Source organism: Leclercia sp. LTM14 (genome assembly GCF_023736175.1).
GTDB lineage: Bacteria > Pseudomonadota > Gammaproteobacteria > Enterobacterales > Enterobacteriaceae > Enterobacter > Enterobacter barmai.
The window spans coordinates 881145-904521 of the sequence record NZ_JAIKTT010000002.1; the positions used below are offsets into that span (position 1 = coordinate 881145).

Below are 23377 nucleotides of genomic sequence, written 5' to 3' on the forward strand. Positions count from 1 at the left end.
AATATAAGAAATCATTCAGGAATGTATTTAAATAACACATTCAACCGTCTATCTTATATTCAAAATTTATGACACGAAAAAAAACGCGCCAGTAAAACGGACGCGTAATAAAAAGCCTTAACAATGGCGGCAATTAATTCATAAATTCACTCGCCATGTAGTCGATGCGAAAACCCCTCCTCCGACAGCATTCGTCCCTGGCTGAAGCTCCACTCATCGGCGGTGTTGAACTGGATCATCACCATAACGTCATCCGGATGAATATTCAGCGCCCGGTGCAACTCTTCACACAGCCTGCGGCAGAGGTTCTGCTTCTGCGCAAACGAGCGGGGCTTGCCCGCCAGAATGTGAAACTGAATAAAATTGTCGCTGCGCCCGCCGCTTTTATAGTGCCGGTCGAACAGGTGCCGCGTGGCCGGGATCTTCTCAAAAATCTGGAAGCGATCCCCCGGCGGAACCGCGAATTCTGCCTCCAGGCACTGCTGTAGGATGTCGGAGATCTGCGCTATCTGTGCGTCGCTGTATCCCGGACGCAGGGAAATACGGGTGAAGGGCATCGGGATCACTCTTCTTCCAGGCAGCCGAGGGCGGAGACCGCCGCAGGCCAGCCGGCGTAGAACGCCAGATGGGTAAAGACTTCGGTGATTTGCTCCCGGCTCAGGCCGTTTTGCTGCGCGAAACCGATATGCCAGGGCAACTGCTGTACCCGGCCCAGCGCCGTCAGGGCACCGAGAGTAATCAGGCTGCGATCGCGCGGGGAGAGCGCGTCGCGTTTCCAGATATCATTGAAAAGCACCTCCTGGCTCAGCTCGGCCAGTTTCGGCGCGACGCGGCTCAGGGTTTCAGAAGTGAGTGATTTCGCCATCGTGTTCTCTCCGCATTGACAGTAAGGCGATTCTGGCGTCATATTTTCATCCTGAAAATCAAATTATATGCGGCGCACCATCCCGCATTTCAGGATGATTATGAATAAGCTTCCCCCGACGCTCGACCTCGACGCGCTGCGCAGTTTTGTTACCGGCATTGAGTATGGCAGCTTTGCCCTGGCCGCAACCCACCTCTGCCGCTCCACCTCGGCGGTAAGCGCCCAGCTCAAAAAGCTGGAGCAGCAGTGCGGCGCAGAACTGGTGATGAAAAAAGGCCGCGGCCTGACGCTGACCCGCAACGGCGAAATCGTCATGGGGTACGCCCGCCGCATGCTGTCGCTTAATGACGAGGTGCAGTTCGCGTTGAAGGGCGAACGGTTGCAGGAGGAGATCCGCATCGGCATGCAGGAGGATTTTGGCGAGTCGCTGATGCCGGGCATCCTGGGGGAATTCAGACGCCACCATCCGGGGGTGCGGATCGTTGCCCGGGTGGATCGCAACCGGGCGCTGCTCAACGCCTTTGATGATAACGCCCTTGATATGGTGCTGCTGTGGCAGAACGAGAGCGAACCGCGCAAGGGCACAGCGATCGGCCAGAGCCAGCTGGTGTGGATCCAGCCCCCGGAGATGGACATCGTCAGTCTGCTGGCCCGGGGCGAGCCTCTGCCGCTGGTGATGTTCGACAGCCCCTGCCTGATGCGCTCCCACGCCATCGACTGCCTGAACCGGGCGGGCATCCCCTGGCGGGTGGAGTTTGTCAGCCACAGCCTGAGCGGGATCTGGGCTGCGGTGCAGGCCGGGCTCGGCGTGACGCTGCGCACCCGGATCGGGATGCCGCCCAGGCTGCAGGTGACGGGAAGCGAGCTGCCCGCGCCGGGCAGGCTGGGGATTACGCTGGAGCAGCAGCACGGGAGCGAGTCACAGCAGCGCGCGCAGACGCTGCTGGCCCAGCTGATGGAGCAGGCCCTGCGTGCAGTGACGTAAATGGCGGATCCTCGCCACAGGTTGTCAGTTTTGCGCCAGTACCCTGCCCCGTTATTCGCCAGGATGAAAACACGACATCACCTGGAGAATCACTATGTTGCGCAATCCCTCGCAAAAGTACGCGGCCTATGCCCCGATTTCCTTACCCGATCGCCAGTGGCCGGATAAGACGCTGACCCACGCCCCGCGCTGGCTCTCTACCGATCTCCGCGACGGCAACCAGGCGCTGGCCGAGCCGATGGATATCCCCCGCAAGCTGCGCTTCTGGGAGCAGTTGCTCAAATGCGGCTTTAAGGAGATCGAGGTGGCTTTCCCCTCCGCCTCCGAAACGGACTTTCAGTTTGTGCGCCAGCTGATTGAGGAGCAGCGCATTCCGGATGATGTCACCATTCAGGTGCTCACCCAGGCCCGCAGGGATCTGATTGAGCGCACCTTCGCGTCGCTGGACGGCGTAAAACGCGCCACGGTGCATCTCTATAACGCCACCGCGCCGCTGTTCCGCGAGCTGGTGTTTCGCCAGAGCAAGGAGGAGATTGTCCAGCTGGCAGTCAGCGCCACGCGCCAGATACGCGCGCTGTGCGAGGCCAACCCGCAGACGCGCTGGACGTACGAGTACTCCCCGGAAACCTTTTGCTTCACCGAGCCGGAATTCGCCCTGCAAATCTGCGAGGCGGTAGCCGATGTCTGGGAGCCCTCTGCCGAACGGCCGATGATTATCAACCTGCCCGCGACGGTTGAGGTGAATACACCCAACGTGTATGCCGATCAGATCGAGTATTTCTGCCGTCACTTTTCCCGTCGGGAAGACGTCTGCATCAGCGTCCATCCCCATAACGATCGCGGCAGCGGCGTCGCCAGTGCCGAACTGGCCCTGCTGGCAGGCGCTGACCGGGTTGAAGGTTGCCTGTTCGGCAACGGGGAGCGCACCGGGAACGTCTGCCTGGTGACGCTGGCGATGAACCTTTACAGCCAGGGCGTCCCGCCTGAGCTGGATTTCAGCGACATGAAGCAGGTGGTGGAACTGGTGGAGCAGTGCAACCAGCTGCCGGTGCATCCCCGCCATCCTTACGCCGGGAAGCTGGCCTTTACCGCCTTCTCTGGCTCACATCAGGACGCCATCAAAAAGGGCTTTCACGCCCGGGAACAGTCCACCTCTCCGCGCTGGGAGATGCCTTATCTTCCGGTCGACCCGGAGGATATCGGCTGTAGCTATGAGGCGGTGATCCGCGTCAACAGCCAGTCCGGGAAAAGCGGTGCGGCCTGGATGCTGGAGCAAAATCATGGCCTGGTGCTGCCCCGTGCCCTGCAGCAGGACTTTAGCCGCCACGTTCAGGCGCATACCGACCGGGAAGGCACCGAGATGACGCTGAGCGCCCTGTGGCAGCTGTATCGCGAGTTGTACGGGCCGCATCAGCTCGCCCCTCGGCAGCTGCTGGATTACCGCACCGAGAGCCAGGCTGATGGCGGGCTGGCGCTGTGGGCCCGCGTCCAGACGGCGGAAGGTATTGTGACTCTGGAGGGGAAAGGCAACGGCCTGCTCTCAGCCGCCGCCAGCGCGATGAAATCCTGCTTCAGTCTGTCCTTCGCCATTGAGGATTATCACGAGCATACGCTGGGCAGATGCAGCGAAAGCCGCTCGGCGGCCTATATCCGCTGCAGCTTTAAGCAGGGTGAAAGCCGCTGGGGGACGGGCATCGACAACGACGTTTCCCGGGCGTCGCTTCAGGCCTTGCTGAACGCATTGCCGGAGAGCGCCCCGGGCGGGAAGTAGTCGCTCGGTGCCACCCCGAGCGTGCGGCGAAACATCGCGCTAAAGGCGCTGTGGCTCTCATAACCGAGGTCCAGCGCCACCCGAAGCACCGACTGACCCTGCGCCAGTCGGTTCAGCGCCTCCATCAGCCGCGCCCTGCGCAGCCATTCGCTGAACGCCAGCCCGGTCTGCTGGCGAAAGTGCCGCAGCAGGGTGCGTTCGCTGATATTGAGCGTTTTTGCTGCGAACATCGTTGTCCACTTTGTTCCCGGCTCGGCCTGGATCCGGCGGCAGAGTGCCAGCAGCGCGGGCGCCTGAGGTTCAGGAAGGTTAAACGGCAGCACGCTAATCCCCCGGATCTCATCGAGGATCAGCTCGTAGATGCGCTCCGCCCGACTGCCTGCACCGTAGCTTTCCGGCAGGTGCAGCGAGGCGATGATCAGCTCGCGAAGCAGGGTGGATATCTGCACCACCTGGCACACCGAAGGTAAATCCGCCCGGGCAAAGGGATCGATAAACAGCGTCCGCGCCGCCACGTTGCCGGTGATCAGCAGCCGATGTTGGGTCCCGGCAGGCAGCCAGACGCCCCGCCCCGGCGGCACAATCCAGAACCCCTGCCCGGTCTCCACCCGCACCACCCCGCTCAGGGTGTGCAGCAGTTGCGCGCAGTCGTGGCTGTGCCACGGCTCCGTTTCGCCATGGGTGTAATCGTGGGCAAACGGCACCAGCGGCCGGGTAGTAAAGCTGAATTGTGTTTGTGTGGTCACAGGTTAACTCGTGGATGATTTATTTTGATGCTCGATGAGCGTGGCTTTTTTATACGTCAGCTTATGCATTCCTTTCCAGGAAAATAACACCCTGCTTCCTCATATGACATATTCAGAAAAACGCAAAAATATATCCAGAAGAAGAATAATCCGAATTACGTCCTGCATAAAGGTGCGTTGCGTCACAGTGGCTACGCTTTAAATTCATTGACTAAGGAGGTCGGGATGACATCAGGAAACATCACTTCAAAAAACTACCCACAACCCCCATTTGTGGAACAACCGCAACAAATGCCAGGACTGGCATCAGAGATGAAGCCAATCCCCGATCATGGCGAAACCAGTTATACCGGCTCGGGTCGACTCGCAGGTAAAAAAGCGCTTATTACCGGTGGTGATTCCGGTATTGGCCGCGCCGTGGCAATCGCCTATGCCCGTGAAGGTGCCGATGTGGCTATTGGCTATCTGCCGGAAGAAGAATCTGACGCCGCAGCGGTTATTGCCCTGATTCAGGCGGAAGGACGTAAGGCCGTAGCGATCCCGGGCGATATTCGCGTGGAATCGTTCTGTGAGACGCTGGTTGAGCGCGCCGTCACTGAACTGGGCGGCCTCGATATTTTAGTCAATAACGCCGGCAGACAGCAGTTCTGCGAGTCCATTGAAGATCTGACCACCGCCGCTTTCGACGCGACGTTCAAAACCAATGTGTATGCGCCGTTCTGGATCACCCGCGCGGCCGTGCGTCACCTGTCGGAAGGTGCCGTCATTATCAATACCTCTTCGGTTCAGGCGTTTAAGCCGAGCGAGATCCTGCTGGATTATGCCCAGACCAAAGCCTGTAACGTGGCCTTTACCAAATCACTGGCGAAACAGCTTGGGCCGAAAGGCATTCGGGTGAATGCCGTGGCACCCGGCCCTTACTGGACCCCGCTGCAGTCAAGCGGCGGTCAGCCGCAGGAGAAGGTGCAGCAGTTCGGGGAAGATACGCCGCTGGGCAGACCGGGTCAGCCCGTGGAGATCGCGCCTCTATATGTTCTGCTGGCGTCTGAAGAGTGCTCCTATGCCTCCGGTCAGGTCTGGTGCTCAGACGGTGGTACCGGCGTAGCCTGATTCTGTTGTCTTTATTTTTGACCTGCCTGACGGCTGGCGGACTTATTATAAATCCATTATTCGAAGCGGTAATGGATTTTAAAATTTCAAAAGCCGTCCGGCGTAAAATTATCAACTATTATTAGATCGTTAATTTTCGTTTTTTTATTCCTTTAAGCTTGAAAGTCTAATTTGTTAAAAATGACATCCTCTGGCTCTTAAAGGGCTTAAATGTTGAAGTTGATAATGTTTCCTGTTTTTCAATCGGTTCCTGTTTCCGAACGCATATTAATTAAAGGGCAACAGCTATGACTCACATTCACGAACACGCTACGGTTAACACTACGTATCCCGATACGCGTCTGCCCGTGCCTGCCGCGAGCAGTAGCGCCGTATCCTGGGGGGCCATCTTTGCCGGCGCGGCCGCCGCCGCATCCCTGTCGCTGATTTTGCTGATGCTGGGCGCGGGTCTGGGCCTGACGTCCATCTCGCCCTGGGAGAGCCGCGGGCTCGACGCCGGGACGGTGGGTATCGCGGCGATAGCCTGGCTGACGTTCACCCAAATCGTGGCGTCGGGCATGGGGGGTTATTTAGCCGGGCGACTGCGCACCAAATGGGTGGATGTACACACGGATGAAGTTTATTTCCGCGATACGGCCCACGGATTTTTGACATGGGCGGTGGCTGCGCTGGTTTCGGCTGCGCTGTTAACCAGCACCGTAGGCGCCATTATTGGCGGCGGGGCTAAGGTTGTGGGTACCGTTGCCGGTGGTGCTGCGACGGCTACAGCGGCGGGCGCTGCGGGTATGGCGAACGCTTCGTCTGGCGCACCTGGTAATCCAATGGATTATTTCGTGAATTCGATGTTCAGAGGAAATGCGGCTCCAGCACCTGCGGCACCGACAGACCCTGCCGCGGCTCCTGCTCCGGCAGCGCCAGCCGCGCCCGGCCAGGATTTGACCCCTGCCCAGCTAAGCGAAGTGACCGGTATTTTTGCTAACAGCATTAGCACCGGGGCGTTACCTGCAGAAGATCGTCAGTATGTCGCCCAGCTGATTGCCCAGAAGACCGGCATCAGTCAGCAAGAAGCTGAACAGCGTGTACAGGCCACCTATGACAAAGCCCAGGCCAAATTAAAAGAAACCAAGGAGAAAGCGCAGCAAGCTGCTGATGCTGCACGTAAAGCCACAAGCTACCTGATGCTCTGGACATTCATCTCACTGCTGGCCGGTGCTTTCGTCGCCAGCCTGTGTGCGACCTACGGTGGCCGTCAACGTGACTTATAATTTTTAATTAAGCAGGAGGTTTAAAATGCGCTCACTATTACTGTTCTTTTTAGGCGTTCCTATCCCAATCATTATTCTGATTGCGCTGTTCTTCCACTAACAGCCGCCGCCTGAACATAAATGCCCGCAAGGGCATTTATGTTTTTAGCTACAAGCATCCTGTCCATTTTATCGTTTAACCGTTGCGGATCCTGCCGGCGATGCCCGGCTGAGGTTTCCCGAACAGATAGCCCTGGGCGAGATCGCAACCCAGCGCCTGAAGCCTTTCCAGCTGCTCCTGAGTTTCAACCCCTTCTGCAACCGCCTTCATATTGAGGGACTTCGCCATGCCGGTGATGAGCCTGATGATATTCAGGGCATCATCCTGGGTGGATATCGAATGTACGAAGGATTTATCTATTTTTATTTTATCGAAGGCAAGCTTACTCAGACGGGAAAGCGAAGAGTATCCGGTTCCAAAATCATCAATAGAAATTTGCACGCCCCGGGCTCTGAGCTTATTGAGCGTCTTCAGCGGCGTATCGTTCTCGGTAAAGAGAGAGGACTCGGTCACTTCCAGCTCAAGGCGATCTGCCGACAGCCCACTCTCTTCCAGAATAGAGAGCACGATCCCGGCAAAGGCTTTGCTGCTCAACTGGATTGGCGAGACATTCACGGAAATTTTTGCCGGCACCGCCCAGGTCGCCGCTTCCCGGCAGGCAATCTCCAGCACATATTTACCCATCTCGTTGATCATGCCTGTTTTTTCAGCGGCAGGAACAAAAGTGTCAGGCGACAGGAGCCCTTTTAACGGGTGTATCCAGCGAATAAGGGCTTCATAGCTGTAGATTTCCCGGGTGAATGAATCGACGATAGGCTGGTAATACACCACGAACTCTTTATTCGCTAACGCCATCGCCAGATCGTGTTCCAGGGTCCGGCTTTCCTGCAGCTTTTGCAGCATAAATGGCCGGAACACTTTTATCTTACCCGGGCCTTCACTTTTGGCCTCATACAGGGCCAGATCGGCGAATTTATACAGATAATCGGAGCGCCGTTCGGTGTCTGATATAACAATACCCACGCAGGTGGCGATATTGATGATGGTGTTATAGATGGTGTACGGCTGGTTGATAGACGCGCAAATTTGTCGGGCTCGTGAAACGGCACTGCTCTCCGTCAGGCCACTTGAAAGAAACGCAAACTCATCGCCACCCAGGCGATAAAGCGTATCGGCGGTCAGGCTCATGGAAACCAGACGGTCGGATATCTGACGAAGTAACATATCGCCGACATCGTGGCCATAGGTGTCATTGATCTCCTTGAAGCGATCCAGGTCGAACAGCATCACCGCCACAGATTCACCGTTTTTCTCGGCGGTCTGGATGACTTTTTTAATGTTTTCCCAGAAAAGCTGACGGTTATTCATCCCTGTCAGGGAGTCATGGTAGACGTCATATTCCAGCTGCGTATTCTGGATTTGCAGTTTTTCTTTGGATTTCTGTAATTCTTCAGCAAGGCTTTTAACCTGAAGGTGCGCTTTAAGAATATTCCTGTTTTGAAAGAATATCATCACGCCAAGGATGCCGCTCAAAATGATCAGCAGTAATGAAGCAGCCGAATAAATATAGTAAAGCGTCTGTATTTTCAGGTTAGCTCTGTTTATCGAGTTAACGTCATTATCCAGTGCACTGGAGGAAAGGTGGCTAAGGGGGGCATCAAGCGTATGCATTTTATCCAGATAGACCTGGATCTCTGAACGGTCCATCCTCTCAAGATGAGCATCAAGATATTTGAGGATGTTTTCGACATTTAAAGCGAGTTCATGGTGGGCCTTATTGCTGGCAATATAACGCCCAAGATCCCCTTCTTTCATCAAACCACTCTGGCTGAGCATAATGTCCAGACGCAGGCGCACATCATCGATGGTCAGGGCTTCACTTTGATTTGCATAAAGACCCAGCGTTGATTCGAAACGATAATACTCCGATACCAGCTGGGCCGCAGACCATGAATCCGTGTAGTGAGTCAGTTTTTGTAACTCTTGCTGCCTTTCATGTACGAGGAAAGAGATGTATCCAGTAGAGATAAATAGGAAAAAAATGATGCCCGCCAGTATCCTGTTCATGATGCGCGTCTGAACTCCTACTCAATATTCATTTTGCTGACCTGCCATGCTGATCTTGAATAAAAAATCTGACTATTCAGCTCGGGCATGCTGTCATATGGATACACAATGAATAACGGGCCTTTGTCACGGATACGCATATATTCGCCGTTGACTTTTAAGGCAAGAATAACATTGTATTTATTGAAGTCATTGAGAGGGATAACGGTAGTATAGTCATTAAGCGCAATGACCTTGACGATAGAACCTTTGGCGCCAACATACTCCATGAGCTTTCGTAGCGGAACGCCCGTAAAGGTTGTACGCCCATTGTACCAGGGAGAAGTTGTCTGGAAACTGACCAGGCCCAGTTTCTCAAGGCTGGCGATATCAAAAACGGCTTTCCCGTCTGCATTCGTATTTTGAATATTACCGGAGAGGGTTAAAAGGACTTTGCCTTCAGGTTTGGGAAGTTCACCCGCCCAGACCTGGGTGGCGACCACCAGGCTCAACAACATGACAATTAACCGCATACTGACCTCCCCTTTCTACCGGATTTTACGGAATTATAATTTAGTTAACATGCTATTTATATATGCGACCTGGCTATTATTGACGCACTAAGAACATTCACATTATAACTCATTAAAATCAATAGGTTAAATTTTTCTATTTTTTAAAACGATTAAGTAAAATCTGCACTGTTATTTGAATTACGCCAGATTTTATTCTGTCTGTACAAAAAATAAGCCACGCGCTTATTTAATGCAATTAAACACACAACAATATAAAGGTTTAATTTTTGTTTGTATGGGCCGGGAAGTTGGGGACTCTCTTCCTTATCTGAAATCATTTCGCTTAACCTTTTCGCGCTGTTTGCGATCGGCAGCGATAACCATCGCTATCCCCGCCAGCACCACCAGCGTGCAAATCAGCATTCTTATATCCGGCACTTCCCCGAGAAATAACCCCCCGCCTGCGGCGGCAATACAGGGCACGCTCAGTTGCAGTGTGCTGGCGGTGGCTGAAGAGAGGGTGGCGACCAGGGCATACCAGAGCACATACGCTACGCCGGAAGCCAGCCCGCCAGACAGCAGCGCAAGAAGGATGCCGCTGGCGTCAATCTGCACGGGTGCCTGTCGTATCAGGCTCCAGACCAGAATAACCGGTAAGCCGAGAATGAAATTCCCCGCCGTCGTGCCTGCTGGCGCTTTGATATTTTTACCGCGCACGGAATAGGCTCCCCACGCCATGCCAGAGGCCACCATGGTAATGGCGGCAAACAGAGGAGGCGCGGTGGCGCCGGGCAACAGAAGCGTAACGATCCCACCAACGGCAATAAGAATGCCGCAGGCCTTAACCCCGCTCAGTTTCTCGCCTTTTATCACGCCCCAGCCAATCATGCAGACCTGAACTGCGCCAAACAGCAGCAATGCGCCTGTCGCCGTATTGAGCTGAACGTAAGCCAGCGAGAAGAACAAGACATAGGCGCACAGCAATACGGCGTCGATGATTTTCCAGCGTATCTCTTTCACCTTTCCGCGCGCCAGATGCCAGGCGAACAGCACCCCCGCTCCACCCAGCAATCTCAGCATGCTGAAGGTCTGCGGATCGGCGTGGCCGTTTTTAAGGGCGATGCGGCAGAGAATCGAGTTAGCGGCAAAGGCAGTTAACACAAAAAGCACCAGCAACAGCTTTTTCATACGCTTCCTGACGAGGATCGCCAGCACCCGGCTGGCGTTTGGTTCTTTGTCTTTACTGTAATGCAAAATCGCACGGATGACTGTTTCACTTCTCCACCGCAAAGATCAAAAAAACCCCGCACAGTGGTTGCATTATAAAACCAAATACTCCACCCTTAATTCAGTTTCATTTTGAAACCAATCATTTTACAACCCAGAGGTATTACGATGACTACGCAACGTTCCACCGCTTTAATCACAGGTGCATCATCCGGGATCGGCGCGGTCTACGCCGACCGTCTCGCCGCGCGCGGCTACGATCTGGTGCTGGTCGCCCGCCGGGAAGCGCGCCTGCTGGCGCTGGCGGAACAGCTTGAGCAACGTTATGGGGTGAAGGTCGCCACCCTGACGGCGGATCTTACCGATGAAACCGGGATCCGCGCCGTGGAAGAGCACCTGCGCAGCAATACCGCTATCGACACCCTGATCAACAATGCCGGTACCGCCCAGATGGCCCCTTTCCTCGCGGGCGACGTGGCGCAACATCAGGCGATCAACATGCTCAACACCACCGCCCTGATGCGCCTCACGTATGCTCTGCTGCCGCGACTGGCGCAAAATAATCGCGGCACGCTGATTAACATCGCCTCGGTACTGTCGATCCATGCCCGGGCGGGCAGCGCGCTGTACAGCGCCACCAAAGCCTGGGTGCTGAACTTTACCCGTGGGTTGCAGGAGGAGTTTGCCGACAGCAAGGTGCGCATTCAGGCGGTATTACCGGCGGCAACGGCCACGGAGATCTGGGAGCTGTCCGGCATCACCGCCGACGATCTGCCCGCCGGGTCGGTGATGACCACCGACAACATGGTGGATGCGGCGCTGGCGGGGCTCGATCAGGGTGAGCTGATTACCATTCCGCCGATGCACGATGAAGCGCTGTGGACGCGCTATGAAGAGGCGAGGCTGGCGCTGTTTGCCAGCGCCCGAACCGGCGAACCGGCGCCGCGCTATCTGACGCGCTGAAATTTGCGGTATATTTTTTATTTCCCCTCTCATCTTCACAACGGGATAAACAATGTCAGTCGACTGTATTATTACCGCCGCAGGACTCTCCTCCCGGATGGGGAAGTGGAAAATGATGCTGCCCTTACGGGATGGGACGATTCTCGATGCAAGCATTGAAAACGCACTGCAATTTTGCTCCCGAATCATCCTTGTCACCGGTTATCGCGCAGAAGCGTTGCAGGCCCGGTATCGCCATCAGGAAAGTGTGACGCTGGTTCATAATCCCGATTATGAAAAAGGGCTGTTGGGTTCGGTTATTGCCGGTGCCCGGGCGGTAAAGACGGAGTACTGCTTTATCACCACAGGCGATCTACCCTGCCTGCACGGGGATGTTTACCGTGAGCTGTGGGCGTTACGTGCCGAGGGGGCGCTCCTGCCGCACTATCAGGGCACGCCGGGTCACCCTGTTCTGGTTGATAAAAACAGCCTGCTCCAGGCCATTGCCCGGCCGGATATCCGCACTATGCGCCAGGCGCTAATGCAGGGTAAACATCACTGCGTGTCTCTTAAACGCCCGGAAATCATTTTTGATATCGATACTCCGGACGATTTCAGGAGGCTGCAACTGCTGGTTAAAAAGAGTTCAGCGTGATTGTAGTCCATTGAAATGTCCCTGCGACGCCCGCTGAGATCGGGGTGTCGCGGTTTTTTTTACTCTCTGTCATAGTGAAGAGGACGCAACTCACTGAACAGGATGAAAACCATGCTCGAGCTTCGCCCGAACTGCGAATGGTGTGACCGTGATCTCCACCCTGATGACCTGGACGCCCGAATCTGCTCCTTTGAATGCACCTTCTGCGCCGCCTGCGCCAACACCCATCTCAACCACCGCTGCCCCAACTGCCAGGGCGAACTGGTGCGCCGCCCGGTGCGTCCGGCGACGAAGCTGGTGAACGCGCCTGCCTCCACCGTGCGGGTGCATACGCAAAAACGATCCTGACTCCCATGCCTTAACGAGGTAAATAATGATCCAGCTGCAGACCGTTCCTCTCCGCGCACCTTCCCCGACGTGGCCCCGGTGTTGCTCACCGATGCCACCCTGCTTGAGCGTAAAAACAGAGTACTGACCCGCATTAACGAGGCGGGTTTAGACGCCCTGGTGATCTATGCCGATAAGGAGCACGGAAGCAACTTTGAGTACCTGACCGGGTTTGTGCCGCGCTTCGAGGAGGGGCTGTTGATCCTGGATAAAACAGGTGTGGCGACGGTGATTCTGGGCAATGAGAACCTGAAGATGGCGAAGCATTCCCGCATTCCGGTTGAGCTCAAACACTGCCCGTTTTTCTCGCTGCCCAACCAGCCGATGGAGAATGAAGCCTCGCTGGAGACGCTGTTTGGCGACGCGGGCCTGAGCGCGCATGGCCGAATCGGGGTGGTGGGCTGGAAGATGTTTACCGCGTCCGGGACGGATAATAAGCAGCTTTTCGATCTACCGTATTTTATCGTCGAGGCGCTGAAAAACAGCACCCCGGCAACGCTTGAAAACGCCACACACCTGTTTATCGGCGGTGATAACGGGGTGCGTATCACCAACAACGCGAACGAAATTGCGCACTATGAATACGGCGCGAATCTGGCCTCAACCTGTATGCTGAAAGCTATGGACGCGGTGGTGCCGGGCATCCGCGAGACTGAGCTGGGTGCGCTGCTGGCGGCAGAGGGGCAGTATCAGACCGTGGTAACCATCGCCGCCGCCGGGCAGCGCTTTGAGAAGGCGAACTTTTATCCCACCTATAAAAAGCTGGAGCGCGGTCAGCCGCTGTCGATGACCACCGGGTTTAAGGGCGGGCTTTCCAGCCGGACCGGGTTCGTGATTGCCGACGAGAGCGACTTGCCCGAGGGTCAGAACGATTATCTGGATCGGGTAGCGAAACCCTACTTTGCCGCCGTCGCCAGCTGGCTTGAAACTATCCATATCGGAATGCCGGGCGGTGAGATGTACGCCCATATCGAGCAGGTGCTTGATAAAGCGCAGTATGGCTGGCATCTGAATCCTGGCCACCTCAGCGCCGATGAAGAGTGGATGTCTTCGCCCATTTACCCCGGCTCTGCCGAGACGCTGAAGAGCGGGATGATCCTGCAGATCGATATTATCCCCTCCGTGCCGGGCTATACCGGGGTGAGCGCCGAGGAGAGCATCGCTCTGGCGGACGAGGATTTGCAGGAGAAGATCCAGGCGGCATACCCGGACCTGTGGTCGCGGATCGTCACCCGTAAGGCGTACATTCGTGACGTATTAAATATCAGGCTGGCGGACGAGGTGATCCCGCTGTCGAATACCGTGGCATATCTGCGACCGTTCCTGCTGGCGAAGAAGCAGGCGTTTACCTGCTGAGCCGGTTTTTGCCCGGCGGCGCTGCGCTTGCGCGGGCCTACAAGGGACAAGTTTCCCAGGCCGGGTAAGCGCAGCCCAGCCGGGAATCGGTGGATAAGCAGCAGCTCGCACGCAAGACCTTTGAACTGGTGATGCAGGAGAGCGACGAAACGACCATTTTGTTGCCGGTGATGCTGGTGGTGAGAGGGACTACGGTGGAAGGCGTTCAGCATCATCCGTGATGATATTTTCCCGGCACAGGGCCGGGAAAACAGACCAGTGCTACTGCAACGCCTCCAGGATCCGGTACGCCGCTTTCACCCGCTCGGCGTTGGGATAACTTTTGTTTGCCAGCATCACAATGCCAAGCTGCTTCTGCGGAATAAAAGCAATGTAGCTGCCAAACCCGCCGGTAGAGCCGGTTTTGTGAACCCACGAGGCCTGCACCGGCGGCTGTGCGGGGGTGATTGCCGTGGCCTCCCGCGCGGCCAGGGCGTTTTTGTTATCCGCGCCCTCCTCCAGCGTTGCTGAGGAGACCGGCCAGTTGAGCATCTCCCAGCCCAGCCCCTGATACATCTCCCCCACCTGCCAGTAGCGTGACTGGGCGATTTCCACCCCTTTCTTCAGCGAAGCGTCTTTGATGTTTTCCGGCTGCAGGTTGGCCCTGAGCCAGCCCGCCATATCCACGATGGACGTTTTCACGCCGTAGGCCTCGGCATCGAGCATGCCCGGCGAGACGTGCATCGCTTTGCCGTCGCGATAGCCCCAAGCGTAGTCCCCCTGCTCGCTGGCCGGGACGTTCACCCAGGTGTGGTTAAGATTCAGAGGCTTAAGCACCCGACTCGTCAGCGCCTGCTCAAAGCTCATCTTCGAGGGCTTGACCGCCAGGGCACCGAACAGCCCAATACTGGCGTTGGCGTACAGGCGTCGGGTGCCCGGGGCCCACTCCGGCTGCCAGGTCTGGTAGTATTTTTTCAGCGCGGCGGTATCGGTCACCTCTTCTGGCACCTGAAGCGGAAGACCGCCTGCGGTGTAGGTCGCCAGATGCAGAAGAGTGATGCCCTGCCACTGCCTGCCTGACAGCGCGTCCCAGTACTTGCTGGCCGGATCGCTGAGCGCTATCTCCCCCCGCGCCACCGCATCGCCGCCGAGCACCCCGGTGAAGGTTTTGCTCACCGAGCCCAGCTCGAACAGGGTTTGCCGGGTAACGGGCTTTTTCCCGGCGACATCCGCCACCCCTTGCGTAAAGTAATAGGCCTGGCCCTTATAGATGACCGCGACGGCCATCCCCGGGATCGCCTGGGCATTCATCAGCGCGGTTATGGTGGGGTTGACCGCCTGTGCGACCTGCGCCTCCTCCGGGATGGCGGCAAGGGCGGAAGCGGACAGGCAAACGAGGAGCGTACAGAGCAGGGATTTTTTCATCGTAATGATCTTTAGCGAAAAGTGAGAGCGCTATTTTGCAGACCTGACGGGGAGATGTAAAACGGGCGCGCGAACCGACGCCCGTGCTCACAGGGCTAGTTATACTCCAGCGCAAAGGTGGCGGTGGTGTTTGCCCAGCCCGCCGTCACGGTCGGCTCCGTCTGCACCAGTTGGGCAACGAAGTGGAAAGGCTGAGCGTTGGCCGCGTCCGTCGCGGTCACCTGTCCCAGCCCCGGCAGGTTTCCGGCTTCGTTGATGTGCAGGCTGCTGCCTGCCGACGGCGCACCGGAACCATTATTGCCGTAGCTCAGCTTGACCCCTACGCCGCTGGCGCTTGTTGGGCTTTGCGTGATGGCCAGGGTATCGGTGACACCGGTGTCGGCAGGCGTGCCGAAAAAGCCAATTTTGATCGTCGCGGGCTGGGAACAATAGACCGGAATGGTAAACGTTTTTGCCGTCCCCGCCATTTGCCCCACCCCTTTAAAGTCGGCGCGGTTCACCTTGCCCAGATCGACAAAAATGCTCGGGGTGGTAACGTTGCAACTGCCCGCCGAGCCGATATCCACGTTCATCGCTGTCAGATCGGCGCTGATGGGGGTGCCGGTAGTGCCTGACCCCGGGAGCTCGACATACAGTTTGCCGACGTTCCCCAGGGGCTGCGCGTTGGTGTGGTTGCCGCTGGTCAGGCTGACGTCGCCGGTTTTATAGAAGGTGATGAACGCTTTCACCACGATATGCTCCTGATTCAGCAGGGCATGATTTTCGCTGCTGCTACAGACTTCCTCGTCATGCACGCCGGAGCCGTCCAGGTAGTGAACTGGCCCGCCGTCACACTGGAAGCCCAGCGCGTAACCGATGCCGGGAATAGCCGACGCAAACACCATCCGCCCGTTGATAAAGGTCTCATTCCCGGTGCGCGTCTGGGCATAGTGGACGTTTAACGCACTCGCCTGCTGGGCCTGCTGGTCGCAGGTGAAGCGAAACCCGCTGCCGCTGTCGGCCATGATGCTGGTCATCTGGATGTTATTACGCAGCGAAGGCAGATATTTGATGTTCTGAAAGTTAATGGTCATCTGGCCGGTATCGCCATTACAGGCTGCCGCCCACACGCCGGGGCTGAACAGCCCGGCCACTATCAGAAGTAAATACATTAAGCGCATGATTAATTTCCTCCGGGAGATAAACAGGCGGCATAGATACGTTTCACCGCGTCCTGCTGGCCGCCAGCAATGTGGAACGGCAGCGTGCACCGGTGGGCCACCCCGTCGTCATCCCAGTTCACCTCAAGGATGCCGTCATCCGGGATACCGCTCAGATAGACGGTTCCACCGTCGGCGACCATGCCGGTGGCGGCGGTATTATCACCCGCCAGCTGCGCGCTGGCGCCAAACGGCACCGGGCCCTGTTTGTCATGCAGGGTGAACAGCACGCGATGGCCGATATGGGTCTGGTAGTTGGCTTCGACCACCGCTCCACCGCCGGGGATCACCGTTGCGCCGAACTGATCGACGTCGGTGTCGCTGGTCATCGATTCGGTATCGAGAGTGATGACGTTCTTGTGATACGCCGTCAGGGTGGGCACCACCGCGTAGCCCCGCCAGTCGGTGTGGACGTTGCTGCCGTTCTGGACAGCCACGTTAGCGGCCCCCGGTGCCCGCACGATGGCAAAGCTGTCGCCGAGATTTTGCCCCAGCGTGACGCCGTGCGGGTGCGCGACGATGGAGCCCGAGGCTCCCCAGGTGAGCTGGCTGCTGTCGCGGTCGCGTCGATAGCCGAGCTGCGCCTGACCGTAGCCGCCGTGGTAATCGAGGGAAGCGCCGCTGTTACTCCCCTGCCCCTGGCGGGCGTAGCCCTGCTGCACCGAGTAATAAAGGTTCGGGTTCTTTGGCACCGAGCCGTACATCGCCATCTGGTGCGAGGTGTAGCCGCGGTTATCCGATGAAGTGGTGTAGCTGACGGAACTGCTGGCCAGCGCGCCGCCCAGCGGAATATTGACGTTGAACGACCAGGAGCGATCGGGATTGTTGTGGCTGCTGGATCGGGTGTAGTAGTAGCCGAGCCCCCAGGAGATGCCTTTCCAGGCGCTGTAAAACCCGGCATGGAGCGTTTTGTCGCTGCTCTGGCTGTGCCAGTAATCCTGGGACCAGGCGGAAAACGACATGTTACCCACATCGCCGAGGGTCTGACTGATGGCTATTTCTTCCCGGCTGCGTTTGTTGTCAATCTGCCCGTCGCGACGCTCCAGCATCATCGCCTCGCTGAAATCATAAAACCCGCTGGAGGAGTAGCGATAGCTGGCGAGGCTGAAGGTGGTACCCGCCTGGGCAAAACTTTTCTGATACTGCGCCCGCAGGGAATGGCCGTTGTAGCGCCTGCCGGACGGTGCGGCGGTGCCTGCCAGCGTCACGTCCGCGCCAAGAGACCCGAGCTCGCCTAAGCCGTGCCCCAACCCGAGGGCCAGGGCGTGATAATCGTCGGCAACCTGCGTGCCGCCATAGAGCGTGAACGCGGCCGGTAAACCGTAAAACAGCGTGCCCTGGATAAAAACAGGCGAGCGGCTCTCATCCTCACCGGAATGAAAGCGCCCGGCGCTGAGGCTGTATTTAACCCGGCCCTCGCGCAGCATAAACGGCACGGAGGAAAACGGCTGGGTGAAGGTGCGTTCCGACCCGTCACTCTCCTTCACTTTGACCTCAAGGTCGCCGCTCTGCGCCGTCGGGTAGAGATCCTTGATGGCAAACGCCCCGGGCGAGACATAGGTTTCGTAGATCACGTAGCCGTGCTGGGAGACGGTGACTTTGGCGTTGCTGTGGGCCACGCCTCGGATCACTGGGGCAAAACCGCGCTGGCTGTCCGGGAGCATCTCCTCATTCGACATCAGTTGGACGCCGCGAAACTGCACGCTGTCGAACACGTCGCCGCTGGTGTAAGTATCCCCCATCCGCAGCTGGCTTTTCAGCGCCGTGACGTCCCGTTGCAGCCAGGTGCTGAGCGAATTCCAGCGCCGGGTGGTGTCATACTGCATGGACGAGGTATTGCGTAAGCGCCACGCCCCAAGGTTTACGCCGCTGCGCAGGCTCAGGAAGGTGGCGCGCCCGTCATGAGTGGACTGCCCGGTTTGCGATCCGCTAAGCGTATAGTCGACAAACGCGGCCGGAATCCCCTCATCCCAGCGCGCCGGATCGACGTAGCCACGGCTCTGCACGTTCATCGCCGCCTGGGGAATGCTCAGATTGAGACGCTGGGTGGAGAAGTCGAACGCGCTGCTGGCATCCGGGATGTATTCCCCGATGCGGGTAAAGGTCTCCCCTTCATGCAGCCGTTCAAATGACGAGAACGCGCTGACGTTGACGCCATATTCCGCCAGCTGCGGGGCCGTCAGCACCGGCGTCAGTTTGTCGTTCTCTTCCACAAAGGTGATGTTGCTCTCGCTCACCTGCTGACCGTTGACCCAGATGCTGACCGGATACGTCCCGGGCTGCTGCCCGCCCGCAGAGGCAAAATAGTGCAGGTCGGCGGTTTTTTGCTGCGGGGAGCTCAGCTCCAGCGCCGCCGGATCGAAATAATCCTCAGCCCTTACCAGCCCGGGCCGGCACAGCATAAACAGCGCCGTAGGAACCGTCGCCAGCAGTAACGCGCCGCCGGACGAGGCCGTCTGCGCGCGGTGACGGCGTGATGTCTGCTTTTTCACCCTCGCTCCCCGGTTTACTGCTGCGCGGCGTCAGTGATACCGCCCGAATCATTAATGGCGCGCCACGTCACCTGCCCGGTGCCGCTAACCGTCCACGTCTGGCTGCTCATCGGGGCGATCATCCCCGGCTCGAAGATCTCTTTTCCGCCAACCGCCAGACTGTAAAATGAGACGTAAAACGGCGTCGGGTTATGGGCCACCAGCCGGTTGCCGCTGCGGGTAAAGGTCAGCTTCTGCCAGGCCTCTTTTGCGTCGCCCAGCCCTTTCGGTCGCCAGAAGAGCTTGAATTTGGATTTGACGTTGATCTGCAGCTTGTTGGACTCCCCTTTTTGCGACGGGGAGATATTTTTCACGCACAGCCAGAAAACCGATTCCCGGTCACCGGGCAGCGTCCCGCCGGTAAAGCTGATACGCAGGATGTTCTCCTGCTCGGGATCGAGGCGAAAGAGCGGCGGTGTCACCACAAAAGGCACCGGGCGTTTATCGTCCGCGGCCAGGTTTTCCACCCACGACTGCACCAGGTACGGAACGTGGGTATCCATATTGGTCACCGTAATGGCGGCCTCGCGTTTACCTTCCTGATAAATAACGCGGGTTCCGCCCATAACGATGCCGGCCTGCGCGCTGGCGCAGAACAGAAAAAAAGAGGCCATCACAGCGGCAAGAAGCTGTTTCATCGTGCAATTACCATCGAAGTCAGAGAGATGAACAGGCGCGGGGCCTGCTCATGCGGGGATCAGTTGTAAACCATCAGGAAGTTTGCAACGCCGTTGGCCGCACCCGAGGTGACGGTTGCCACCGTGGAGGTGTAGTCAGCGAAAAACGGCACCGTGGCTTTACCGGAGGCCACCGGAACGCTGGCAGACACGCTCCCCAGGTTGACCTGCGAGCTGGATGCGCCGCCGTTATACAATTTAATGCCCACGCCCTTCGCTCCGCCTGCTACCGCCAGCAGCGTGGCATCGTCGGCATCTTTTTGACCATCAAACAGCACCGCCACCGTCTTAACCGACGTCGGGCAGTTATCTATCTGAATTTTGAAGGGGGTTTTTGTTGTTTCGACATTGGCTGCGGTGAAATAGCTTGCGCTCCATTTCCCCAGATCCACCTTCACATCTTTGCTGGAGGTGGTGACATCGCAGGAGTTGTCGACGATTTCACCGCTGAACTCAACGACGCCGCCGGTGCTTTGCGTACCTGCGGCAGCGCCCGGGTTGGTGGTTATATTGTTAGAAAATGCCGCACCAGAAGCCAGAATGCCCATCAGGGCTGCGGCGACGCGAAAGTGATTTTTCATTATTACACTCAACTTTAATTGTTATTCATGATGACGTTGACCGAAGCCCTCCGGTCGTGACATTCATCCCTTATGCGTTTCCCTTTAAATTAAAATGCCTCGTCTGGTTAACCGGAGTGCATTATTCCCCTGATTAATCGCCCTTTATAAATGAATAAAATACGTTTAATTCTTTTACGCACAGAAAAATGATATTTCCCGTAACAATAAAACACAACCATTGCACGACGACGTAAAACTGCGCGCCCATCAATGTATACATGTCAACATTGATGTACCTGATTAATATAGCTATTTTTGTATTAGATTGCACCACAATGGTGAGATATAGCTACAAAAATATAACATCCAAGCGTTTAAAATGGCTACCCAAGAAATTATCCCCGACAGTAAAAATAGCAGTGAAATTAATATTAGGAAAAATCCTAAGGAGGAATTTTAAATAAAAATCACAGTGTAAATGTTTACATTAAAATATTCATCGTGACGCGGGATGATTACGGAATTAATTTGTGATATTGATAATGACCGTGCGCAGAATACAAATTAAGCGCTGTATCTTCCCCTGCCCATGGTGGGCAGGGGACAATTTAAAAAGGGGAATTTGATGTGTACAGGTCTTTATGACAACGCTCGTCGCTATGCTGACGAGAAAAAATAGAGCATGCCAGCAAAACCAGCACCATCAGCGTGATGCTGATGGTGCTGTATCGTTTATGCCGCCAGGCTTAAATAACTTTACGCTGACGCGCTTCTTGTCGGCCTCGGATAAGTCCATAAGCCCTAACCCGGATACGTTTGTAGCATAAAATGAACATTCATCTACCGGTATCCCTGCGTTATATTGCTGAGTATTCCAGCATTAAACACCCTGTTTCTAACGCTGCAATCTGGAGTGACATGTATGTCTCAACCCAAGCTGTTTACACCGTTACGTATCCGCAATCTTGAACTTGATAATCGCATCGTGATCGCCCCCATGTGTCAGTATTCCGCCGAAGAGGGCTGTATGAATGACTGGCACACTCTCCATCTGGGACAACTGGCGCTGTCCGGCGCGGGCCTGCTGACCATCGAGGCGGCAGCGGTCTCCCCTGAAGGCCGCATTACTTACGCGGACGTCGGGCTCTATGATGATAAAACCGAAGAAGCCATGGGCCAGGTGCTTAACACGATTCGTAAGTGGTCAAATATTCCTGTAGGCATTCAGCTGGCTCATGCGGGCCGCAAAGCTTCTACGTACAAACCGTGGGAAAAACAGGGCCAGATCCCACCCGATCGGCAGGGTGGCTGGCAAACCCTGGCCCCTTCGGCGGTGCCCTACAACGAGGGTTATATCCCGCCGACGGCCCTCGACAGCAACGGCCTGGCCGAAATCCGCAATCAGTTCATCGAGGCCGCTAAGCGTGCCGCCAGACTGAATTTTGATCTGATTCAGATCCACGCTGCCCACGGGTATCTGCTGCACCAGTTCTTATCGCCGCTCTCTAACCAGCGCACGGATAATTACGGTGGTTCGCTGGAAAACAGAGCCCGCTTCCCGCTTGAGATTGTCGATGCGGTGCGCGAAGTCTTCCCTGCGGACAAAGCCATCAGCGTGCGTATCTCTGCGACGGACTGGGTGGACGGCGGATTTGACCTCGAGGAAGCGGTCGCGTTCTCTGAGATGTTGGAAGCGCACGGCGTCGACGCGATTCACGTCTCCAGCGGCGGCCTGCATCCTGACCAGAAAATTGCTGTCTATCCTGGCTATCAGGTGCCGCTGGCAAGAGCGGTTAAAGCGGCGGTCAACATTCCGGTGGTGGCGGTGGGGTTAATCACCGAGCCGGAGCATGCGGAATCTATCGTGGCGAGCGGGGATGCGGATATCATCGCCATCGCCCGAGGGGCGCTCTACAACCCACGCTGGCCGTGGCATGCGGCGGCGGCACTGGGTGCGCAGGTGCATGCGCCGGAACAGTATCTGCGCTGTCAGCCCCACACCCTGAAGAACCTGTTTAAGTCCTGATTTTTCCCTGCAAGTACCCGTGGTCACACGGGTACGCTTTATGCCTCAGCCCCGAAAAACGCCGACAGCAGCTGAGCTAATGATGAAGAGCGTAAACAAAATAACAAAGATCCAGCTAAACAAATAAAATGCATTACTCGCTCCTAATCCTCTGCGAGAGAGAAATACATTATCACCTGAGATAAATAACCCGGACACCTTGCGAAACTGAACAATATAATAAACGCAATAACCCAGCATCAGGAATATGAACAGGACACCAACGACCTTATCAAAAACGATCGCAAGCAGCACGCTAGTGGCGATGATCGCTAAATAGACCACCGCTGCGATCGATTCCATTTTTTTAGTTTGTTTCTGATAGCACCGTCGTGCAGCTCTTTCCAGCGTCGAAGCGTAGTGATACTGAAACCGTATTGTTCACACAACGCCTTATCAGGCATGCCTTCTTTAGCCTGTCGAAGAAAATCTGCGATTTGCTCCTCTTTAAAACGCTTTCTGCTCATAGAGTCTCTTCCTTCGCAGAACCTGGGCGGGCGTTGCCCTCACCTGAAAAATGAATAACTGAAAAGAGGCGGAGTGAGAAAGGTACAAATTTTAGATACAAAAAAGCCCGTTTTCACGGGCTTTTTGCAGAATTTGGCGGAAGCGTAGAGATTCGAACTCTAGAACCCTTTCGGGTCGCCGGTTTTCAAGACCGGTGCCTTCAACCGCTCGGCCACGCTTCCAAAGTGAGGCGCACTATAAACATCTCTGCGCGCTATGTAAAGGGGTGAATTGAAGAATTTGATAATGTGATGGTTTTTGCGTCTTTCGCATACCATTGCCGGGTGGCGCTACGCTTACCCGGCCTACGAATTTAGTAGGCCCGTGCAAGCGCAGCGCCGCCGGGCGGGTCTCAGAACCACGCCTCCCACATCGCGCCGACGTTGAAGTCGTCGAGGGTTTCGTCTTTGGTGTTGTTCACGCGGGCGGTGCGTTCGTTATCCACCTTGCCGCCGGTGACGTAGAAGCGCAGCATCGGGCGGAATTCCGGGCCCATGGCGATGGACATGTTCTGCGACAGG

At 56.4% G+C, this 23377-nt stretch carries 24 protein-coding genes and 1 tRNA gene; 10 read left to right on the forward strand and 15 right to left on the reverse strand.

Going from position 1 to position 23377, the window contains the following annotated elements:
* Positions 1–146 precede the first annotated feature (146 nt).
* Together K5I40_RS08785 and K5I40_RS08790 are read right to left on the reverse strand one after the other, a co-directional pair.
* Positions 147–557: a tautomerase family protein gene (locus K5I40_RS08785; protein ID WP_139564725.1), complete on the reverse strand. Its 411-nt coding sequence runs from the start codon at positions 555–557 to the stop codon at positions 147–149.
* Between the two features lie 5 nt (positions 558–562).
* Positions 563–865 carry a carboxymuconolactone decarboxylase family protein gene (locus K5I40_RS08790; protein WP_039032288.1) on the reverse strand — a complete coding sequence of 101 codons (303 nt, stop codon included), beginning with the start codon at positions 863–865 and terminating at the stop codon, positions 563–565.
* A 100-nt stretch (positions 866–965) separates the two neighbouring features.
* On the opposite strand from K5I40_RS08790, the gene K5I40_RS08795 reads away from it, so the two are divergent.
* Positions 966–1850, forward strand: a complete 885-nt coding sequence (locus tag K5I40_RS08795; RefSeq protein ID WP_223074328.1) for a LysR substrate-binding domain-containing protein — start codon at positions 966–968, stop codon at positions 1848–1850.
* Between the two features lie 94 nt (positions 1851–1944).
* Positions 1945–3621 (forward strand): 2-isopropylmalate synthase, encoded by a 1677-nt coding sequence (leuA, locus tag K5I40_RS08800; RefSeq protein WP_223074329.1) that lies wholly within the window; start codon positions 1945–1947, stop codon positions 3619–3621.
* On the opposite strand, the gene K5I40_RS08805 is transcribed toward leuA, so the two are convergent.
* Positions 3573–4367, reverse strand: a complete 795-nt coding sequence (locus K5I40_RS08805; RefSeq protein ID WP_052246253.1) for a helix-turn-helix transcriptional regulator — start codon at positions 4365–4367, stop codon at positions 3573–3575. The two genes, leuA and K5I40_RS08805, sit on opposite strands and share 49 nt — an antisense overlap.
* Positions 4368–4592: 225 nt before the next feature.
* On the opposite strand from K5I40_RS08805, the gene K5I40_RS08810 reads away from it, so the two are divergent.
* A complete protein-coding gene (locus tag K5I40_RS08810; RefSeq protein WP_223074330.1) occupies positions 4593–5477 on the forward strand; it encodes an SDR family oxidoreductase in 885 nt (294 codons plus the stop codon).
* A 287-nt stretch (positions 5478–5764) separates the two neighbouring features.
* The gene (locus K5I40_RS08815; RefSeq protein WP_039032284.1) at positions 5765–6742 is read left to right on the forward strand and encodes a hypothetical protein; all 978 of its coding nucleotides are present in this window, start codon (positions 5765–5767) and stop codon (positions 6740–6742) included.
* A 175-nt stretch (positions 6743–6917) separates the two neighbouring features.
* Here the strand turns inward: K5I40_RS08815 and K5I40_RS08820 are convergent, their stop codons facing one another.
* The 3 genes from K5I40_RS08820 to K5I40_RS08830 all read right to left on the reverse strand — a co-directional run bounded on the left by K5I40_RS08820 (position 6918) and on the right by K5I40_RS08830 (position 10531).
* Positions 6918–8849 carry a bifunctional diguanylate cyclase/phosphodiesterase gene (locus tag K5I40_RS08820; RefSeq protein ID WP_039032283.1) on the reverse strand — a complete coding sequence of 644 codons (1932 nt, stop codon included), beginning with the start codon at positions 8847–8849 and terminating at the stop codon, positions 6918–6920.
* 17 nt (positions 8850–8866) lie between these two features.
* Positions 8867–9361 (reverse strand): molybdopterin-dependent oxidoreductase, encoded by a 495-nt coding sequence (locus tag K5I40_RS08825; protein ID WP_138368582.1) that lies wholly within the window; start codon positions 9359–9361, stop codon positions 8867–8869.
* A gap of 306 nt (positions 9362–9667) precedes the next feature.
* A complete protein-coding gene (locus K5I40_RS08830) occupies positions 9668–10531 on the reverse strand; it encodes a DMT family transporter (RefSeq protein ID WP_223074331.1) in 864 nt (287 codons plus the stop codon).
* 207 nt (positions 10532–10738) lie between these two features.
* Here K5I40_RS08830 and K5I40_RS08835 point away from each other — a divergent pair, with 207 nt between their 5' ends.
* From K5I40_RS08835 to K5I40_RS23910, 5 genes are all read left to right on the forward strand, one after another.
* On the forward strand, positions 10739–11533 hold the full coding sequence (locus K5I40_RS08835) for an SDR family oxidoreductase (protein ID WP_223074332.1): 795 nt from the start codon (positions 10739–10741) through the stop codon (positions 11531–11533).
* Positions 11534–11585: 52 nt separating this feature from the next.
* On the forward strand, positions 11586–12167 hold the full coding sequence (locus K5I40_RS08840) for an NTP transferase domain-containing protein (protein WP_223074333.1): 582 nt from the start codon (positions 11586–11588) through the stop codon (positions 12165–12167).
* A 111-nt stretch (positions 12168–12278) separates the two neighbouring features.
* Entirely contained in the window at positions 12279–12515 is a 237-nt protein-coding gene (locus tag K5I40_RS08845) for a DUF1272 domain-containing protein (RefSeq protein ID WP_039032278.1), read from the forward strand.
* A gap of 78 nt (positions 12516–12593) precedes the next feature.
* Complete coding sequence (locus K5I40_RS08850) at positions 12594–13910, forward strand: Xaa-Pro peptidase family protein (protein ID WP_251929593.1); 1317 nt, start codon at positions 12594–12596, stop codon at positions 13908–13910.
* An 89-nt stretch (positions 13911–13999) separates the two neighbouring features.
* Positions 14000–14131 carry a hypothetical protein gene (locus K5I40_RS23910; protein ID WP_255588898.1) on the forward strand — a complete coding sequence of 44 codons (132 nt, stop codon included), beginning with the start codon at positions 14000–14002 and terminating at the stop codon, positions 14129–14131.
* A gap of 40 nt (positions 14132–14171) precedes the next feature.
* On the opposite strand, the gene ampC is transcribed toward K5I40_RS23910, so the two are convergent.
* The 5 genes from ampC to K5I40_RS08875 all read right to left on the reverse strand — a co-directional run bounded on the left by ampC (position 14172) and on the right by K5I40_RS08875 (position 20302).
* A complete protein-coding gene (ampC, locus tag K5I40_RS08855) occupies positions 14172–15314 on the reverse strand; it encodes a CMY2/MIR/ACT/EC family class C beta-lactamase (protein WP_223074335.1) in 1143 nt (380 codons plus the stop codon).
* Positions 15315–15409: 95 nt separating this feature from the next.
* Positions 15410–16474: a fimbrial protein gene (locus K5I40_RS08860; protein ID WP_223074336.1), complete on the reverse strand. Its 1065-nt coding sequence runs from the start codon at positions 16472–16474 to the stop codon at positions 15410–15412.
* Between the two features lie 2 nt (positions 16475–16476).
* Positions 16477–18915, reverse strand: coding sequence for a fimbria/pilus outer membrane usher protein (locus K5I40_RS08865; protein WP_223074354.1), 2439 nt, complete (start codon positions 18913–18915; stop codon positions 16477–16479).
* A 104-nt stretch (positions 18916–19019) separates the two neighbouring features.
* Positions 19020–19682 (reverse strand): molecular chaperone, encoded by a 663-nt coding sequence (locus tag K5I40_RS08870; protein ID WP_223074337.1) that lies wholly within the window; start codon positions 19680–19682, stop codon positions 19020–19022.
* 59 nt (positions 19683–19741) lie between these two features.
* Entirely contained in the window at positions 19742–20302 is a 561-nt protein-coding gene (locus K5I40_RS08875; RefSeq protein WP_039032273.1) for a fimbrial protein, read from the reverse strand.
* 904 nt (positions 20303–21206) lie between these two features.
* Between K5I40_RS08875 and K5I40_RS08880 the strand changes: the two genes are divergently transcribed.
* Positions 21207–22310: an NADH:flavin oxidoreductase/NADH oxidase gene (locus K5I40_RS08880; protein ID WP_139564715.1), complete on the forward strand. Its 1104-nt coding sequence runs from the start codon at positions 21207–21209 to the stop codon at positions 22308–22310.
* Between the two features lie 45 nt (positions 22311–22355).
* Here the strand turns inward: K5I40_RS08880 and K5I40_RS08885 are convergent, their stop codons facing one another.
* The 4 genes from K5I40_RS08885 to K5I40_RS08900 form a co-directional block, all read right to left on the reverse strand.
* Positions 22356–22652, reverse strand: a complete 297-nt coding sequence (locus tag K5I40_RS08885) for a hypothetical protein (protein ID WP_251931011.1) — start codon at positions 22650–22652, stop codon at positions 22356–22358.
* The gene (locus tag K5I40_RS24120) at positions 22622–22816 is read right to left on the reverse strand and encodes a transposase (RefSeq protein ID WP_405023082.1); all 195 of its coding nucleotides are present in this window, start codon (positions 22814–22816) and stop codon (positions 22622–22624) included. Before K5I40_RS24120 ends, K5I40_RS08885 begins: the two co-directional genes overlap by 31 nt.
* Before the next feature lie 134 nt (positions 22817–22950).
* Positions 22951–23038, reverse strand: a tRNA-Ser gene (locus K5I40_RS08895).
* Positions 23039–23208: 170 nt separating this feature from the next.
* Positions 23209–23377 (reverse strand): carbohydrate porin (locus tag K5I40_RS08900; RefSeq protein ID WP_223074355.1); only part of this gene is annotated, 169 nt, incomplete at its 5' end.

What these genes read in the sequence shown, in the direction of transcription:
- K5I40_RS08785 (WP_139564725.1), bottom strand. Translation starts at nt 557, where the DNA reads ATGCCCTTCACCCGTATTTCCCTGCGTCCGGGATACAGCGACGCACAG.
- K5I40_RS08790 (WP_039032288.1), bottom strand. Translation starts at nt 865, where the DNA reads ATGGCGAAATCACTCACTTCTGAAACCCTGAGCCGCGTCGCGCCGAAA.
- K5I40_RS08795 (WP_223074328.1), top strand. Translation starts at nt 966, where the DNA reads ATGAATAAGCTTCCCCCGACGCTCGACCTCGACGCGCTGCGCAGTTTT.
- leuA (WP_223074329.1), top strand. Translation starts at nt 1,945, where the DNA reads ATGTTGCGCAATCCCTCGCAAAAGTACGCGGCCTATGCCCCGATTTCC.
- K5I40_RS08810 (WP_223074330.1), top strand. Translation starts at nt 4,593, where the DNA reads ATGACATCAGGAAACATCACTTCAAAAAACTACCCACAACCCCCATTT.
- K5I40_RS08815 (WP_039032284.1), top strand. Translation starts at nt 5,765, where the DNA reads ATGACTCACATTCACGAACACGCTACGGTTAACACTACGTATCCCGAT.
- K5I40_RS08820 (WP_039032283.1), bottom strand. Translation starts at nt 8,849, where the DNA reads ATGAACAGGATACTGGCGGGCATCATTTTTTTCCTATTTATCTCTACT.
- K5I40_RS08825 (WP_138368582.1), bottom strand. Translation starts at nt 9,361, where the DNA reads ATGCGGTTAATTGTCATGTTGTTGAGCCTGGTGGTCGCCACCCAGGTC.
- K5I40_RS08830 (WP_223074331.1), bottom strand. Translation starts at nt 10,531, where the DNA reads ATGAAAAAGCTGTTGCTGGTGCTTTTTGTGTTAACTGCCTTTGCCGCT.
- K5I40_RS08835 (WP_223074332.1), top strand. Translation starts at nt 10,739, where the DNA reads ATGACTACGCAACGTTCCACCGCTTTAATCACAGGTGCATCATCCGGG.
- K5I40_RS08840 (WP_223074333.1), top strand. Translation starts at nt 11,586, where the DNA reads ATGTCAGTCGACTGTATTATTACCGCCGCAGGACTCTCCTCCCGGATG.
- K5I40_RS08845 (WP_039032278.1), top strand. Translation starts at nt 12,279, where the DNA reads ATGCTCGAGCTTCGCCCGAACTGCGAATGGTGTGACCGTGATCTCCAC.
- ampC (WP_223074335.1), bottom strand. Translation starts at nt 15,314, where the DNA reads ATGAAAAAATCCCTGCTCTGTACGCTCCTCGTTTGCCTGTCCGCTTCC.
- K5I40_RS08860 (WP_223074336.1), bottom strand. Translation starts at nt 16,474, where the DNA reads ATGCGCTTAATGTATTTACTTCTGATAGTGGCCGGGCTGTTCAGCCCC.
- K5I40_RS08865 (WP_223074354.1), bottom strand. Translation starts at nt 18,915, where the DNA reads ATGCTGTGCCGGCCCGGGCTGGTAAGGGCTGAGGATTATTTCGATCCG.
- K5I40_RS08870 (WP_223074337.1), bottom strand. Translation starts at nt 19,682, where the DNA reads ATGAAACAGCTTCTTGCCGCTGTGATGGCCTCTTTTTTTCTGTTCTGC.
- K5I40_RS08875 (WP_039032273.1), bottom strand. Translation starts at nt 20,302, where the DNA reads ATGAAAAATCACTTTCGCGTCGCCGCAGCCCTGATGGGCATTCTGGCT.
- K5I40_RS08880 (WP_139564715.1), top strand. Translation starts at nt 21,207, where the DNA reads ATGTCTCAACCCAAGCTGTTTACACCGTTACGTATCCGCAATCTTGAA.
- K5I40_RS08885 (WP_251931011.1), bottom strand. Translation starts at nt 22,652, where the DNA reads ATGGAATCGATCGCAGCGGTGGTCTATTTAGCGATCATCGCCACTAGC.
- K5I40_RS24120 (WP_405023082.1), bottom strand. Translation starts at nt 22,816, where the DNA reads ATGAGCAGAAAGCGTTTTAAAGAGGAGCAAATCGCAGATTTTCTTCGA.